Genomic DNA, 17,135 nt, shown 5'->3' with positions numbered 1-17,135 from the left:
TGTACCCTTGTATTCTACCATCTTTATAGTAAAATTTCTTTCTTTCCTTTGAAAAAATCCACTATTTTGGGACTTTTTTTAACACTTTTGCCACCTTTAGTACATGAAGTAAGCTTTTCTTTACTTCTTCATAACTCATCTCGGCAACAGGCTTCCTGGCAATGATCACATAATCCTTAATTTGAACCTGTTCTTTGTGCTCAAGAAAGAATTGACGAATCAATCGTTTAATACGATTCCTAGTAACAGCGTTTCCAATCTTTTTACTGACGGATAAGCCAATGCGGAAATGCTCTAACTCTTCCCTATGATAGACGTAGACAATAAATTGCCGGTTGGCTGATGACTTTCCTGCTTTAAACACCGTTTGGAAATCTTGATTCTTTTTTATACGGTATTCTTTTTTCATTATTTACAACTCCCGTACGGCATGTCCTTTTAGAAAAAAAGACCACTGAGCTTTCAGTGGCCTATGCTGATAATACTTTTCTTCCTTTTTGACGACGACGAGCAAGAACTTTACGTCCGTTTTTAGAGCTCATACGACTACGGAATCCGTGAACTTTGCTGTGTTTACGTTTGCTTGGTTGATATGTTCTTTTCATATATGACACCTCCCTGAGGAATTAACTCTCAAAATCAAATACGCCTTGGCGTATTTGCGCCCAGATTTTTTCGAGTGTGCTCGAAAAGTTTCCTCTAAAAATCTGTGGCATCCGCCGGAGGCTTTAACTTTATTCAGCCAGGGTTTGATCCCCTACTGAATTATTTACTCTCTTTGCATTCATCCTTCACTTAAGGAAGTAAGGATTTCTGCTGAATAAAGTTAAACATCAGACAGTCTTACTAATTATAGTGAAAACCAATAAAAGATGTCAACCTTATTTGAAGTACTATATTTTGGATAAAAATTATCGACTTAGAAAAAAGTATATGAGATCGCTAAATGTTCCCCTCAAATTTATTCAAATCTATATTCCTTCTTCCACTTTTCTATGTTGTGGACAACTTTTTTCGACAGTTTTTTTAATCCACAACAATTATCGACAAGTTTTACACATCATCTTGTGTTGTGGATAATTATTTTCCACAAGGTATAGATTATGTGGATAAGTTTTTAAAAACCATTGATTATCTAGTCATTATTTGATATTATAGTTTTGTTTTCACTCGTAATAAGTTATCAACATTTTTTATTTATCCACAGATTGTGGATATTGTGTGGATAGATTTTTCAACACTGTGAATAGAGACTTGTCCACAACTAGTGGATTATGTCGAAAAGATGTTTTTCTACTATATTATATAGTTATTCACAAATAACCAGAATGTATATTGATAAAACTCTATTCATTTACAAATAAAAATTTGCATAAGGACTTATTTTTATACATTTATAAATCATATTTAGAAAAAAGGAGGGAGATTGTTGGAGAATATTGCAGATTTATGGGCAAAAGCACTCCAGGAGATTGAAAAAAAGTTAAGTAAACCTAGCTTTGAAACATGGCTGAAATCAACAAAAGCCCATGCCCTACAAAAAGATACACTTATTATTACAGCTCCTAATGAGTTTGCTAGAGATTGGCTAGAATCTAGATATCTGCATTTAATCGCTGAAACAATTTATGATTTAACCGGTGCAGAACTCGGAATCAAATTTATTATTCCTCAAAATCAACTAGATGAAGAATTTGAACTGAAAACACCTGAGAAAAAAGCTACGAAACAAGATGAACCAGCTGAACACTCTCAAAACATGCTAAATCAAAAATATACATTCGATACATTTGTAATTGGATCTGGTAATCGCTTTGCACATGCTGCATCTTTAGCCGTTGCAGAAGCACCAGCCAAAGCCTATAACCCGCTGTTTCTATATGGTGGCGTTGGATTAGGTAAAACACATTTAATGCATTCAATTGGCCATTATGTCCAAGAGCATAATCCAAATGCGAAAGTGGTCTACCTCTCATCAGAGAAATTTACCAATGAATTCATTAACTCCATTCGGGATAACAAAGCTGTTGAATTTCGAAATAAATACCGGAATGTCGACATCTTACTTATAGATGATATTCAATTTCTAGCCGGAAAAGAATCAACTCAAGAAGAATTTTTCCATACATTTAATACCTTGCATGAAGAAAGTAAGCAAATCGTCATTTCGAGTGACAGACCGCCGAAAGAGATTCCAACCTTAGAAGATAGGCTTCGCTCTCGCTTCGAATGGGGATTAATTACTGATATTACCCCACCGGATCTTGAAACGAGGATCGCCATTTTACGCAAAAAAGCAAAGGCAGAAGGACTCGACATTCCAAATGAAGTCATGCTTTATATTGCGAACCAAATCAACACGAATATCCGTGAGCTTGAAGGTGCGCTTATTCGTATCGTAGCCTACTCATCTTTAATTAATAAAGACATAAATGCGGATCTTGCAGCCGAAGCTTTAAAGGATATCATTCCAAGTTCAAGACCAAAAGTGATTACCATTTTTGAAATCCAAAAGGTCGTTGGACAGCATTATAATATAAAACTTGAGGATTTTAAGGCAAAAAAACGTACAAAATCAATTGCATTTCCTCGTCAAATAGCGATGTACCTATCAAGGGAAATGACGGATTCTTCACTTCCTAAAATTGGAGAGGAATTTGGTGGACGTGACCATACTACGGTTATTCATGCCCATGAAAAAATTACAAACCTATTAAAAACAGACACACAACTACAAAAACAAATTAATGAAATCATCACCCAATTAAAGGGTTAAGGAAAAAATAAGTGGTATCTTTTATTTTGGACAAGTACTTGTAACGTGAATACTGTGAATAACTTCTTTGTTGTTGCGCACAGTCTGTCCACATGTGGATAGGCTGTTTTGATTTGTTTTATTCCAGTTATCCACATATCCACAGGACCTACTAGTACTTCTACGATCTTTTCTTTAAAAAATAAATAAATATATAACTTACAAATGTATTCACATGAAATCAAAAATAGAACCATCTTAGGAGGATTTTTGATGAAATTTATCATTCAAAGAGACTATCTTGTTCGAAGTGTTCAAGATGTAATGAAAGCTGTATCTTCAAGAACAACTATTCCAATTTTAACGGGGATAAAACTTGTTACAACAAATGAAGGTGTAACTCTTACAGGTAGTGATTCTGATGTTTCCATCGAATCCTTTATTCCTACAGAAGAAGCTGGAGATGAAATTGTAGAAATTAAAGAAACAGGAAGCATTGTTTTACAAGCTCGTTTCTTTAGTGAAATTGTAAAAAAGCTTCCTAAGGATACTGTTGAAATAGAAGTTCATTCCAACCTACTCACTATTATCCGTTCAGGTAAAGCTGAATTTAATTTAAATGGTCTTGATGCTGAGGAATATCCACATTTACCACAAATTGAAGGTAATCATGGATTTAGTATTCCAGCAGATCTACTTAAAAATATGATTCGTCAAACCGTATTTGCTGTATCAACATCTGAAACTCGCCCTATTTTAACCGGTGTGAACTGGAAGGTAGAAGACAATACACTACGCTGTATAGCAACAGATAGCCACCGACTTGCAATGAGAACGGCAACGATTGAAACAGAAAATGGTGGATCTTATAGTGCTGTCATTCCAGGTAAGAGCTTAAATGAACTGAGTAAAATTTTAGATGATACAACTGATTTAGTAGATATCGTCATTACTGAAAACCAAGTACTATTTAAAACAAAACATTTGTTATTCTTCTCTCGTTTATTAGATGGGAACTATCCAGATACATCTAGACTGATCCCTACTGAGAGTAAAACAGAGATTGTCTTAGCAACGAAAGAATTTTTACAATCGATTGATCGAGCTTCCCTACTTGCAAAAGAAGCAAATAACAATGTCGTAAAATTTACGACTATGCCTGAAGGGGTTGTCGAAATTTCGTCCACCTCCCCTGAAATTGGAAAAGTAAATGAGGAAATACAAAGTAAATCAATCGAAGGTGAAGAATTAAAGATTTCTTTTAGTGCAAAATATATGATGGATGCATTAAAAGCATTAGAAAGCTCTGAAATTCGAATTAGTTTTACCGGTGCAATGAGACCGTTCTATATTAAAGCACTTGATGACGATACAGTCTTTCACTTAATTCTTCCAGTGCGCACTTATTAAATTGATCAAAGACTAAGAACGCCACGTCCTGTGGCAACGTCTTTGTGACCCACCTCGTGTGGGCCTAAAAAGGAACTACTAGGCCGTAAAAACCTAGTAGTTTTCTTTTCTAGTTGTGGTTTCTTTAGTAAAATAAAAAGAAAGAAGGCGAAATAATGGCAAAAGAAATAGAAATTTCGACAGACTTTATCACATTAGGACAGTTTTTAAAGCTTGCAGAAGTCATCCAATCGGGTGGTATGGCAAAGTGGTTTCTTAGTGAACATGAAGTCTACGTAAATGAAGAGCTAGAGAATCGCCGTGGAAAAAAGCTAGTAGAGAAGGATGTAGTAGACATTCCTGGCTTTGGAACATTTGTCATATCAAAAGCTTAGCCCAGGAGATTTCCTTGGCGCTTAGCGCAAAGGGTGAATCCATTGTTCATTGAAGAAATAGAACTAACGAATTATCGAAACTATAAAAAATTGTCGATTCAATTCGAAGATAAAGTCAATGTCATACTAGGTGAAAATGCCCAGGGCAAAACAAATGTGATGGAATCCATCTATGTATTAGCGATGGCAAAATCACATCGTACCTCAAATGATAAAGAATTGATTCGCTGGGATGAAGAATATGCTAAAATAGAAGGTAGGGTTGAAAAAAGGAACGGTCCCCTCTCCTTACAGCTTGTAGTTTCTAAAAAGGGTAAAAAAGCAAAAAGCAATCATTTGGAGCAAAAAAAACTAAGCCAATATGTTGGAAATATGAATGTGGTCATGTTTGCTCCAGAAGATTTAAATCTTGTCAAGGGAAGTCCACAGGTGAGAAGACGATTTATTGATATGGAAATTGGGCAAGTATCGTCTGTTTATTTACATGACCTAAGCCAATATCAAAAAATTCTTCACCAGCGAAACCACTATTTAAAGCAGCTTCAGACCAAAAAACAACACGATCAAACAATGCTTGATGTATTAACCTCACAATTAATTCAAGCAGCTGCAAAAATTGTCAAAAAACGATATGAATTTCTTGTTTTATTACAAAAATGGGCAGAACCTATTCATCATGGAATCAGTAGAGGACTCGAAATACTTCAAATTGAATATAAACCGTCCATTGAGGTATTAGAAACCGCTGATTTGTCGAAAATGGTAGATGTATACGACGAAAAATTTGCTAAAATAAGAGAGAGGGAAATTGAAAGAGGCGTTACATTAGCGGGGCCACATAGGGATGACCTTGCATTTTTTGTGAATGGAAAGGATGTTCAAACCTTTGGATCCCAAGGACAGCAACGTACAACGGCCCTATCATTAAAGTTAGCAGAAATAGAATTAATTCACTCAGAAATTGGGGAATATCCAATTCTATTATTAGACGATGTTCTTTCGGAGTTGGATGATTTTAGACAGTCCCATTTATTAAATACAATCCAAGGCAAAGTGCAAACCTTTGTCACAACAACAAGCGTAGAGGGAATCACTCATGATACACTAAAGCAGGCTGCAACTTATGCTGTGTCTGCAGGAGCTATAACAAAGCTAAAATGAGGTGATGAAGTTTGTTCATACATTTGGGAGACAATGTAATGGTTCGTTCATCAGATGTCATTACGATATTAGATCGACAGCTTTTAAAATCCTCCTCTATCGTTAATGAATTTTTAGATGTACAAAAAGACAGAGTGGTAGAATTGTCTAATGGAAATACAAAATCAGTTGTGGTAACGGTAGATAACGTGTATTTTTCACCTTTATCCTCTAGTACATTAAAACGACGTTCACAGCAAGTAGCTGATTTTGAAACAATTTTAGAAGAGATATAAGGATGAAGAGCGACTCGAAACTCGACCTTTTTCGTTAAAATAAAGTGTAGGTGATATTGGTGGCTATGGAAGAAAAAGAATTGCAACAACAAGAATATGATGAGAGTCAAATTCAGGTTTTAGAAGGTTTAGAAGCGGTAAGAAAACGCCCTGGTATGTATATTGGTTCAACATCTGGAAAGGGATTGCACCATTTAGTATGGGAAATTGTCGATAATAGTATTGACGAAGCGTTAGCAGGTTATTGCGATGAGATTAACGTCATCATTGAAGAAGATAACAGTATTACCGTAAAAGATAATGGACGTGGAATACCAGTCGGAATTCAAGAAAAAATGGGCCGTCCAGCTGTCGAAGTCATCATGACAGTCCTTCATGCCGGAGGGAAATTTGACGGTGGCGGTTACAAGGTTTCTGGTGGATTACACGGAGTTGGTGCGTCTGTTGTTAACGCCCTATCCACTAAACTTGAGGTATACGTACACCGTGATGGGAAAATCCATTATATTGCATTTGAACGTGGTCATGTCGTTACCGAATTAAAGATAATCGGTGAAACGGATCATACAGGTACAATAACTCATTTTAAACCAGATGGTGAAATCTTTACTGAAACACTAGAGTATGACTTTGATACATTGGCAACCCGTCTTCGTGAACTTGCCTTTTTAACAAGAGGCGTAAAAATCACCATTGAAGATAAACGCGAAGAAAACAAACGTAGAGAGTACCATTATGAAGGTGGAATCAAATCATACGTTGAACACCTTAATCGTACAAAAGAAGTAATTCATGAAGAGCCAGTGTTTGTTGAAGGTGAAAAGGAAGGAATCGCTGTTGAGATTGCCCTTCAATATAATGATAGCTATACAAGTAATATCTATTCATTCGCAAACAACATCCACACCTATGAAGGTGGAACACATGAATCAGGGTTTAAAACAGCGTTAACCCGAATTATCAATGATTATGCGCGCAAAAATAATATTTTCAAGGATAATGATACGAATTTAACTGGTGACGATGTTCGAGAAGGACTAACTGCGATTATTTCTGTTAAGCATCCGGATCCACAATTCGAAGGACAAACCAAAACAAAGCTTGGAAACAGTGAAGCAAGAACGATCACAGAATCTGTGTTTTCTGAGAAGTTTGAAGCCTTTTTATTAGAAAATCCAGCAGTTGCTCGAAAAATTGTCGATAAAGGAACGATGGCAGCAAGAGCCCGTATGGCTGCTAAAAAAGCACGTGAATTAACAAGAAGAAAAAGTGCATTAGAGGTTTCAAGCCTACCTGGGAAACTGGCCGATTGCTCATCGAAGGATCCTTCCATTAGTGAAATTTATATCGTTGAGGGTGATTCAGCGGGTGGTTCTGCAAAGCAGGGGCGTGACCGTCACTTCCAAGCCATTCTGCCACTTCGAGGAAAAATTCTTAACGTTGAAAAGGCAAGACTTGATCGCATTTTATCTAATAATGAAGTGCGTTCCATGATTACTGCCCTAGGAACAGGTATCGGAGAAGACTTTGATATTACAAAAGCACGTTATCATAAGGTTGTCATTATGACTGATGCTGATGTTGATGGTGCACATATACGGACTTTATTATTGACATTCTTCTATCGCTTTATGCGTCAGATTATTGAACAAGGGTTTGTCTATATTGCACAACCGCCATTATACAAAATACAACAAGGTAAGCGTGTTGAATACGCGTATGATGACCGAGAGCTCGAGAAATATTTAGCAGAAATGCCAAGTAGTCCAAAGCCAGGTATCCAGCGCTACAAGGGTCTTGGAGAAATGAATCCTGAACAACTTTGGGAAACGACCATGGACCCAGACAACCGGACGATGCTACAGGTTACCCTTCAGGATGCAATCGAAGCCGATGAAACCTTCGAAATGCTCATGGGTGACAAGGTAGAACCAAGACGTAATTTCATTGAAGAAAATGCACAATACGTGAAAAACTTAGACGTTTAATAATTTTATGCAGGATAGTTCTGATGTCTAGCTTCAAGTGCCATCGGCTTTCTGAGATAAGCCAATCAATTTGGAAGGTAAAAGGTACCTTCTTCAGTCCTTGTCCTATCTCGCTCAAAAGCTGCCCACCTTGTGCTTTCCGTAACTATCCTGTGTTTTGGTTACATATATGAATGGGTTAAAATAAGAATCCGATTTATTTTATACCCCTGATAAGGGAGGTTTTCTTTTTATGTCTGAAAATCAAAATTCGCATATTCATGAGATTAATATAAGCCAAGAGATGAAAACATCATTTTTGGACTATGCGATGAGTGTTATTGTGTCACGTGCCTTACCGGATGTTCGTGATGGCCTAAAGCCGGTACACCGCCGGATTTTATATGCCATGAACGACCTAGGTATGACCTCTGATAAAGCCTATAAAAAGTCTGCTCGTATCGTTGGTGAAGTAATTGGTAAATACCACCCACATGGTGACTCTGCCGTTTACGATACAATGGTTCGTATGGCACAGGACTTTAACTACCGCTATATGCTAGTTGACGGCCATGGCAACTTCGGTTCTGTCGATGGTGATGCAGCCGCAGCGATGCGTTACACAGAAGCACGTATGTCCAAAATTTCAATGGAACTTTTGCGTGATATTAACAAGGACACCATTGACTACCAAGACAACTACGATGGTGCAGAAAAAGAACCAGTCGTTCTCCCTGCCCGTTTTCCTAACCTTCTAGTAAACGGAGCTGCAGGTATTGCTGTAGGTATGGCAACGAATGTACCACCACATCAATTAGGTGAGGTTATTGATGGTGTCTTAGCGATTAGTAAGGACCCAGAGATGACAATTGCTGAGTTGATGGATATTATTCCTGGCCCTGATTTCCCTACTGCTGGTCATATCCTTGGTAGAAGCGGGATAAGAAAAGCCTATGAAACTGGAAAAGGTTCTATTACCCTACGCGCAAAAGTGGAAATTGAACAAATGAAAAATGGGAAGGAAGTTATTCTCGTAACTGAACTTCCATACCAAGTAAATAAAGCAAAATTAATCGAAAAAATTGCCGAATTAGTTCGGGATAAAAAAATCGACGGCATAACCGATCTTCGTGATGAATCAGACCGTAACGGAATGAGAATCGTCATGGAAGTAAGAAGAGATGCCAATGCAAATGTTCTTTTAAATAATTTATATAAACATACTGCATTGCAAACAACGTTTGGTATCAATATGCTTGCCCTTGTGAATGGTCATCCACGAGTTCTAAACTTAAAGCAATGCTTACAATATTACTTAGATCATCAGGTCGTAGTCATTAAACGTAGAACAGCATTTGAACTTCGAAAAGCTGAAGCAAGAGCACATATCTTAGAAGGTTTACGTATTGCGTTAGATCACATTGATGAGATTATTACGTTAATTCGTGGCTCTCAAACTACAGATATTGCTCGAGAAGGCTTAATGACAAAATTTAATCTATCTGAAAAACAAGCACAAGCGATTTTAGACATGCGCTTGCAGCGTTTAACAGGTTTAGAACGCGACAAGATTGAGGCAGAATACCAAGAGCTAGTCGCATTAATTGCAGAATTAAAAGCAATTCTAGCAGATGAAGAAAAAGTACTCGAAATCATTCGTGAAGAGCTTCTAGAAATTAAAGAACGTTTTAACGATACAAGACGCACTGAAATTCTAGCAGGCGGATATGAAATGATTGAAGACGAAGACTTAATTCCAAGAGAGAATATCATTATAACTCTCACAAACAAGGGGTATATCAAGCGTCTTCCAGTATCAACATACCGCAGCCAAAAACGAGGCGGTCGAGGAATTCAAGGAATGGGTACAAATGAAGATGACTTTGTAGAACAACTTTTATCAACATCAACCCATGATACTATCCTATTCTTCACAAATAAAGGAAAAGTCTACCGTCTTAAAGGGTATGAAATTCCTGAATTTAGTAGAACAGCAAAAGGTATTCCGATCATCAACTTACTCGAAATTGATAAAGAAGAATGGATCAATGCAATTATTCCAGTATCAGAGCTTGTCGATGATTGGTTCTTATTCTTTACAACGAGAAAAGGTATTTCAAAACGAACTCCACTATCATCCTTTGCAAATATTCGTAAAGGTGGTTTAATCGCGGTTGGACTTCATGAAGGTGACGAACTTATTTCTGTTCGACTAACAGATGGCTCAAAGGATATTATTATTGGAACGAAGGACGGCATGCTTATTCGCTTCCCAGAGACAGATGTAAGATCCATGGGTCGTACTGCTGCAGGGGTTAAAGGAATTAACTTATCTGAAGGTGACGAAGTAGTAGGAATGGAAATACTAGAAGACAATCTAGATGTCCTTATTGTCACTGAACATGGCTATGGAAAACGAACTCCAGCTAGTGAATATCGGATCCAAAGCCGTGGTGGTAAGGGACTTAAAACAGTCAATATCACCGAAAAGAACGGAAAAGTTATTGCAGTTAAGGCGGTAACAGAGGAAAGTGACCTCATGCTAATTACTGCCGATGGTGTTCTAATCAGAATGTCCATTAGTGATATCTCTCAAATTGGCCGTACAACGCAAGGGGTTAAGCTCATCCGTTTAGATGAAAATGGTCATGTAGCAACAGTTGCGGTTGTTGAAAAGGAAGAGGAAGAAGAGCAAGAGGTTGAAACAGAAGGAATAGAAGAAACAGTAACTGAAGAACAAACAGAAACCAAAGATGAGATCGAATAAATTGTCTGAAAGGGAAATGCTGCAGTGCAGTATTTCTCTTTTTTTGGTAAAATGATTCTAGTATTCGAATGAGAGACGAGGGCGGAATAATATGCGTGTGAGGATAAGTCAACTACAAGAAGGATGCATTCTATCAAATGACATTTTTTCCTTAACAAATAAACCAATCATTCCTAAAAAAACTGTTTTAACAACCGAACATATTCATGTGCTTGAAGCATTTTTAGTAAGAGATGTTCAGGTCGAGGCATTTTTAATAAACGGAGAGACTTTTAATCCAACTGACCAAGTAGAAGAAACCGAAGTGTTAGAAAAAGAAAGTTCAATTGTGGAGGATTATCTTAAATCAGTAAAGGAATACAAGCAACTATTTCAAAATTGGCAGGCTGGTGCACTTGTTGAAATTTCAAAAGTTCGCCAAATTATTCTCCCTTTATTTAATAGAATACTGGAACAACCAAAAGAAGTCTTCTCCTTACACAGATATACAAATCGAGAAGACTATATATACCATCACTCCGTCATGCTAGGCTTACTCTCAGGATTTTTAGGGAAAAAGCTTAAATATAGTGACGCTGATTGCAATCATCTAGCAATAGCGGGGTTACTTAGTGACTGTGGAATGTCAAAAATAGATACCAAAATTCTTTTGAAGCAATCATCATTAACATTAGCTGAATACAATGAGGTTAAAAAACATCCTTTATACAGCTATCGAATGATTGAAAAGATACCATTGATAAAAGATAGCGTAAAATTAGCAGTTTTCCAACACCACGAACGATTAGATGGAACCGGCTATGTACTAGGGGTTACCGGGGAAAGACTACATCCATTCAGCAAAATAGTAGCGGTAGCTGATGTGTACTCGGCGATCACCCTTGAAAGACCCTACAGCAACCGCCAGTCCCCGTTCAAAGCCCTTGAGGAAATCAGAAGGGAATCGTTTGGGAAATTTGACATGAAAGTTGTAGAGGCTTTAACAAATGGAGTCGGAAACATTTCAATTGGAACAAAAATAAAACTCTCAAATGGCCAATCGGGGGAGATTGTATTTATAGATAAATCTCATCCAACAAGACCATTACTAAAGGTTAACGAAAGCGAATTTTTGGATTTAAAAAACTACCGAGAAATCTTTATAGAAGAGATCATTTAATTACCTCCAAATGTGGAGGTTTTATTTTTGAGAAAAATGGAGTTACATAATATTTATTACATAAACACTTGATAACAAGTTAATTTCCGTTTATACTTTTAAAGTTGTATCCGACACGAATTATTATTTTAAAAAAGTAATTGACTTTATTAATGATAATATGATATATTAATAAAGTCGCTTGAGAGCGGCAATAAAGTTCTTTGAAAACTAAACATAATACAAGCGTCAACGTTAATTCTAAGTAACAAAACTTATTGAGCAATCAATACTCTTATTGGAGAGTTTGATCCTGGCTCAGGATGAACGCTGGCGGCGTGCCTAATACATGCAAGTCGAGCGAACCTGAGGGAGCTTGCTCCCAAAGGTTAGCGGCGGACGGGTGAGTAACACGTGGGTAACCTGCCTGTAAGACTGGGATAACTTCGGGAAACCGGAGCTAATACCGGATAACATATGAGACCACATGGTCTCGTATTAAAAGATGGCTTTTAGCTATCACTTACAGATGGGCCCGCGGCGCATTAGCTAGTTGGTGAGGTAACGGCTCACCAAGGCAACGATGCGTAGCCGACCTGAGAGGGTGATCGGCCACACTGGGACTGAGACACGGCCCAGACTCCTACGGGAGGCAGCAGTAGGGAATCTTCCGCAATGGACGAAAGTCTGACGGAGCAACGCCGCGTGAGCGAAGAAGGTCTTCGGATCGTAAAGCTCTGTTGTTAGGGAAGAACAAGTATCGTTCGAATAGGGCGGTGCCTTGACGGTACCTAACCAGAAAGCCACGGCTAACTACGTGCCAGCAGCCGCGGTAATACGTAGGTGGCAAGCGTTATCCGGAATTATTGGGCGTAAAGCGCGCGCAGGCGGTCCTTTAAGTCTGATGTGAAAGCCCACGGCTCAACCGTGGAGGGTCATTGGAAACTGGGGGACTTGAGTGCAGAAGAGGAGAGCGGAATTCCACGTGTAGCGGTGAAATGCGTAGAGATGTGGAGGAACACCAGTGGCGAAGGCGGCTCTCTGGTCTGTAACTGACGCTGAGGCGCGAAAGCGTGGGGAGCGAACAGGATTAGATACCCTGGTAGTCCACGCCGTAAACGATGAGTGCTAAGTGTTAGAGGGTTTCCGCCCTTTAGTGCTGCAGCAAACGCATTAAGCACTCCGCCTGGGGAGTACGGTCGCAAGACTGAAACTCAAAGGAATTGACGGGGGCCCGCACAAGCGGTGGAGCATGTGGTTTAATTCGAAGCAACGCGAAGAACCTTACCAGGTCTTGACATCCTCTGACACTCCTAGAGATAGGAATTTCCCTTCGGGGACAGAGTGACAGGTGGTGCATGGTTGTCGTCAGCTCGTGTCGTGAGATGTTGGGTTAAGTCCCGCAACGAGCGCAACCCTTGATCTTAGTTGCCAGCATTTAGTTGGGCACTCTAAGGTGACTGCCGGTGACAAACCGGAGGAAGGTGGGGATGACGTCAAATCATCATGCCCCTTATGACCTGGGCTACACACGTGCTACAATGGATGGTACAAAGGGCAGCAAAACCGCGAGGTTAAGCCAATCCCATAAAACCATTCTCAGTTCGGATTGCAGGCTGCAACTCGCCTGCATGAAGCCGGAATCGCTAGTAATCGCGGATCAGCATGCCGCGGTGAATACGTTCCCGGGCCTTGTACACACCGCCCGTCACACCACGAGAGTTTGTAACACCCGAAGTCGGTGGGGTAACCGTAAGGAGCCAGCCGCCTAAGGTGGGACAGATGATTGGGGTGAAGTCGTAACAAGGTAGCCGTATCGGAAGGTGCGGCTGGATCACCTCCTTTCTAAGGAAACTGAAGTTCTACGAACTTCATAAAAAGACGCTTTGTATTATGTTTAGTTTTGAGAGAACTGATTGTTCTTGAATTAAATATTTGAATGGGCCTATAGCTCAGCTGGTTAGAGCGCACGCCTGATAAGCGTGAGGTCGATGGTTCGAGTCCATTTAGGCCCACCATTCAATTAAATATCTTACGGGGCCTTAGCTCAGCTGGGAGAGCGCCTGCTTTGCACGCAGGAGGTCAGCGGTTCGATCCCGCTAGGCTCCACCAAATTTTACTGACAAAATCATTATTGATTGAAATCAGTTTTTTCGTTCCTTGAAAACTAGATAACGTAACAAAACATTCATTGAAGTAGTAAAAGTTCTTTAAAACTTAAAGGTGAATGAGAAGCGAGAAGGTCGAGGAACCGATTGAGGAATCACCGGAGCGTACTTTAACGTACGTGAGGATGATGACGACAAGCGGTGACGAAGAGATTCGACGCTTATCAAAGCCGAATAGGTTAAGTTATGAAGGGCGCACGGTGGATGCCTTGGCACTAGGAGCCGATGAAGGACGGTACTAACACCGATATGCTTCGGGGAGCTGTAAGTAAGCATTGATCCGAAGATTTCCGAATGGGGAAACCCACTGCTCGTAATGGAGCAGTATCCTTACCTGAATTCATAGGGTAAGTGAAGGTAGACCCGGGGAACTGAAACATCTTAGTACCCGGAGGAAGAGAAAGCAAACGCGATTTCCTGAGTAGCGGCGAGCGAAACGGAAGATAGCCCAAACCAAGAGGCTTGCCTCTTGGGGTTGTAGGACACTCTATACGGAGTTACAAAAGAGCGAAGTAGACGAAGTGACCTGGAAAGGTCCGTCAGAGAAGGTAACAACCCTGTAGTTGAAACTTCGTTCTCTCTTGAGTGGATCCTGAGTACGGCGGGACACGTGAAATCCCGTCGGAAGCTGGGAGGACCATCTCCCAAGGCTAAATACTCCCTAGTGACCGATAGTGAACCAGTACCGTGAGGGAAAGGTGAAAAGCACCCCGGGAGGGGAGTGAAAGAGAACCTGAAACCGTGTGCCTACAAGTAGTCAAAGCACATTTATGTGTGATGGCGTGCCTTTTGTAGAATGAACCGGCGAGTTACGATCCCGTGCAAGGTTAAGTTGAAGAGACGGAGCCGCAGCGAAAGCGAGTCTGAATAGGGCGAGATAGTACGTGGTCGTAGACCCGAAACCAGGTGATCTACCCATGTCCAGGGTGAAGTTCAGGTAACACTGAATGGAGGCCCGAACCCACGCACGTTGAAAAGTGCGGGGATGAGGTGTGGGTAGCGGAGAAATTCCAATCGAACTTGGAGATAGCTGGTTCTCTCCGAAATAGCTTTAGGGCTAGCCTCGAGTTAGAGTCTTGGAGGTAGAGCACTGATTGGACTAGGGGCCCTCATCGGGTTACCGAATTCAGTCAAACTCCGAATGCCAAAGACTTGATTCTCGGGAGTCAGACTGCGAGTGATAAGATCCGTAGTCAAGAGGGAAACAGCCCAGACCACCAGCTAAGGTCCCAAAGTATACGTTAAGTGGAAAAGGATGTGGAGTTGCTTAGACAACCAGGATGTTGGCTTAGAAGCAGCCACCATTTAAAGAGTGCGTAATAGCTCACTGGTCGAGTGACTCTGCGCCGAAAATGTACCGGGGCTAAACGTATCACCGAAGCTGTGGATTGTTCTTACGAACAATGGTAGGAGAGCGTTCTAAGTGCAGCGAAGTCAGACCGAGAGGACTGGTGGAGCGCTTAGAAGTGAGAATGCCGGTATGAGTAGCGAAAGAGGGGTGAGAATCCCCTCCACCGAATGCCTAAGGTTTCCTGAGGAAGGCTCGTCCGCTCAGGGTTAGTCGGGACCTAAGCCGAGGCTGAAAAGCGTAGGCGATGGACAACAGGTTGAAATTCCTGTACCACCTCATTACCGTTTGAGCAATGGAGGGACGCAGGAGGATAGGGTAAGCGCGCTGTTGGATATGCGCGTCCAAGCAGTTAGACTGGTAAGTAGGCAAATCCGCTTACCGTAAGGTTGAGCTGTGATGGCGAGGGAAATAAAGTACCGAAGTTCCTGATTCCACACTGCCAAGAAAAGCTTCTAGCGAGGTAGAAGGTGCCCGTACCGCAAACCGACACAGGTAGGCGAGGAGAGAATCCTAAGGTGATCGAGAGAACTCTCGTTAAGGAACTCGGCAAAATGACCCCGTAACTTCGGGAGAAGGGGTGCTTTTTAGGGTGAATAGCCCTGAAAAGCCGCAGTGAATAGGCCCAGGCGACTGTTTAGCAAAAACACAGGTCTCTGCGAAGCCGCAAGGCGAAGTATAGGGGCTGACACCTGCCCGGTGCTGGAAGGTTAAGAGGAGGGGTTAGCGTAAGCGAAGCTCTGAATCGAAGCCCCAGTAAACGGCGGCCGTAACTATAACGGTCCTAAGGTAGCGAAATTCCTTGTCAGGTAAGTTCTGACCCGCACGAAAGGTGTAACGATCTGGGCACTGTCTCAACGAGAGACTCGGTGAAATTATAGTACCTGTGAAGATGCAGGTTACCCGCGACAGGACGGAAAGACCCCGTGGAGCTTTACTGCAACCTGATATTGAATTTTGGTACAGCTTGTACAGGATAGGTAGGAGCCTTGGAAGCCGGAGCGCCAGCTTCGGTGGAGGCGTCGGTGGGATACTACCCTGGCTGTATTGAAATTCTAACCCGAAGGCCTTATCGGCCTTGGAGACAGTGTCAGGTGGGCAGTTTGACTGGGGCGGTCGCCTCCTAAAGAGTAACGGAGGCGCCCAAAGGTTCCCTCAGAATGGTTGGAAATCATTCGTAGAGTGTAAAGGCACAAGGGAGCTTGACTGCGAGACCTACAAGTCGAGCAGGGACGAAAGTCGGGCTTAGTGATCCGGTGGTTCCGCATGGAAGGGCCATCGCTCAACGGATAAAAGCTACCCCGGGGATAACAGGCTTATCTCCCCCAAGAGTCCACATCGACGGGGAGGTTTGGCACCTCGATGTCGGCTCATCGCATCCTGGGGCTGTAGTCGGTCCCAAGGGTTGGGCTGTTCGCCCATTAAAGCGGTACGCGAGCTGGGTTCAGAACGTCGTGAGACAGTTCGGTCCCTATCCGTCGTGGGCGTAGGAAATTTGAGAGGAGCTGTCCTTAGTACGAGAGGACCGGGATGGACACACCGCTGGTGTACCAGTTGTCCTGCCAAGGGCATAGCTGGGTAGCTATGTGTGGAAGGGATAAGTGCTGAAAGCATCTAAGCATGAAGCCCCCCTCAAGATGAGATTTCCCATAGTGTTAAACTAGTAAGATCCCTCGAAGATGACGAGGTTGATAGGTCAGAGGTGGAAGCATGGTGACATGTGCAGCTGACTGATACTAATCGATCGAGGACTTAACCAAAATGATGAATGT

At 41.3% G+C, this 17,135-nt stretch carries 10 protein-coding genes, 2 tRNA genes and 2 rRNA genes; 12 read left to right on the top strand and 2 right to left on the bottom strand.

The features are described from left to right. Window positions 1-61 precede the first annotated feature (61 nt). Both rnpA and rpmH read right to left on the bottom strand, forming a co-directional pair. Window positions 62-409: a ribonuclease P protein component gene (rnpA, locus tag ABC371_RS05530; protein WP_136381722.1), complete on the bottom strand. Its 348-nt coding sequence runs from the start codon at window positions 407-409 to the stop codon at window positions 62-64. A 61-nt stretch (window positions 410-470) separates the two neighbouring features. Further along, the gene (rpmH, locus tag ABC371_RS05525) at window positions 471-605 is read right to left on the bottom strand and encodes a 50S ribosomal protein L34 (RefSeq protein WP_057997955.1); all 135 of its coding nucleotides are present in this window, start codon (window positions 603-605) and stop codon (window positions 471-473) included. A gap of 824 nt (window positions 606-1,429) precedes the next feature. Here rpmH and dnaA point away from each other — a divergent pair. From dnaA to ABC371_RS05465, 12 genes are all read left to right on the top strand, one after another. Then, window positions 1,430-2,776 (top strand): chromosomal replication initiator protein DnaA, encoded by a 1,347-nt coding sequence (dnaA, locus tag ABC371_RS05520; protein ID WP_412895869.1) that lies wholly within the window; start codon window positions 1,430-1,432, stop codon window positions 2,774-2,776. A gap of 252 nt (window positions 2,777-3,028) precedes the next feature. Continuing rightward, window positions 3,029-4,165: a DNA polymerase III subunit beta gene (dnaN, locus tag ABC371_RS05515; protein WP_412895868.1), complete on the top strand. Its 1,137-nt coding sequence runs from the start codon at window positions 3,029-3,031 to the stop codon at window positions 4,163-4,165. Window positions 4,166-4,320: 155 nt separating this feature from the next. Next, complete coding sequence (gene yaaA, locus ABC371_RS05510; RefSeq protein WP_412895867.1) at window positions 4,321-4,539, top strand: S4 domain-containing protein YaaA; 219 nt, start codon at window positions 4,321-4,323, stop codon at window positions 4,537-4,539. A gap of 42 nt (window positions 4,540-4,581) precedes the next feature. Beyond that, window positions 4,582-5,700 (top strand): DNA replication/repair protein RecF, encoded by a 1,119-nt coding sequence (gene recF / locus ABC371_RS05505; protein ID WP_412895866.1) that lies wholly within the window; start codon window positions 4,582-4,584, stop codon window positions 5,698-5,700. Window positions 5,701-5,711: 11 nt separating this feature from the next. Next, complete coding sequence (gene remB / locus ABC371_RS05500; RefSeq protein WP_136381727.1) at window positions 5,712-5,975, top strand: extracellular matrix regulator RemB; 264 nt, start codon at window positions 5,712-5,714, stop codon at window positions 5,973-5,975. A gap of 65 nt (window positions 5,976-6,040) precedes the next feature. Continuing rightward, window positions 6,041-7,963 (top strand): DNA topoisomerase (ATP-hydrolyzing) subunit B, encoded by a 1,923-nt coding sequence (gene gyrB / locus ABC371_RS05495; RefSeq protein WP_412895865.1) that lies wholly within the window; start codon window positions 6,041-6,043, stop codon window positions 7,961-7,963. A 232-nt stretch (window positions 7,964-8,195) separates the two neighbouring features. Then, window positions 8,196-10,709, top strand: a complete 2,514-nt coding sequence (gyrA, locus tag ABC371_RS05490; protein WP_412895864.1) for a DNA gyrase subunit A — start codon at window positions 8,196-8,198, stop codon at window positions 10,707-10,709. Window positions 10,710-10,800: 91 nt separating this feature from the next. Then, window positions 10,801-11,868 (top strand): HD-GYP domain-containing protein, encoded by a 1,068-nt coding sequence (locus tag ABC371_RS05485; protein ID WP_412895863.1) that lies wholly within the window; start codon window positions 10,801-10,803, stop codon window positions 11,866-11,868. Window positions 11,869-12,142: 274 nt separating this feature from the next. Further along, window positions 12,143-13,692: ribosomal RNA gene (locus ABC371_RS05480) — 16S ribosomal RNA — on the top strand. A gap of 96 nt (window positions 13,693-13,788) precedes the next feature. Next, window positions 13,789-13,865 (top strand) — tRNA-Ile (locus tag ABC371_RS05475). An 18-nt stretch (window positions 13,866-13,883) separates the two neighbouring features. After that, window positions 13,884-13,959: transfer RNA gene (locus ABC371_RS05470), tRNA-Ala, on the top strand. Window positions 13,960-14,192: 233 nt separating this feature from the next. Next, window positions 14,193-17,123 (top strand): 23S ribosomal RNA (locus ABC371_RS05465). The 16S and 23S rRNA genes sit together here with 2 tRNA genes alongside, the layout of an rRNA operon. The last annotated feature ends 12 nt before the right edge of the window (window positions 17,124-17,135 follow it).

Origin of the sequence: Bacillus jepli (assembly GCF_047238305.1) — a bacterium.
Classification (GTDB): domain Bacteria; phylum Bacillota; class Bacilli; order Bacillales; family Bacillaceae_L; genus Ferdinandcohnia.
The sequence above is the reverse complement of the archived record's forward strand: the minus strand, read 5'-3'. Positions and strand labels throughout refer to the sequence as shown.

Coding starts and splice junctions, on each gene's coding strand:
- rpmH (WP_057997955.1), bottom strand. CDS start 605: ATGAAAAGAACATATCAACCAAGCAAACGTAAACACAGCAAAGTTCAC.
- gyrB (WP_412895865.1), top strand. CDS start 6,041: ATGGAAGAAAAAGAATTGCAACAACAAGAATATGATGAGAGTCAAATT.
- yaaA (WP_412895867.1), top strand. CDS start 4,321: ATGGCAAAAGAAATAGAAATTTCGACAGACTTTATCACATTAGGACAG.
- rnpA (WP_136381722.1), bottom strand. CDS start 409: ATGAAAAAAGAATACCGTATAAAAAAGAATCAAGATTTCCAAACGGTG.
- ABC371_RS05485 (WP_412895863.1), top strand. CDS start 10,801: ATGCGTGTGAGGATAAGTCAACTACAAGAAGGATGCATTCTATCAAAT.
- gyrA (WP_412895864.1), top strand. CDS start 8,196: ATGTCTGAAAATCAAAATTCGCATATTCATGAGATTAATATAAGCCAA.
- dnaN (WP_412895868.1), top strand. CDS start 3,029: ATGAAATTTATCATTCAAAGAGACTATCTTGTTCGAAGTGTTCAAGAT.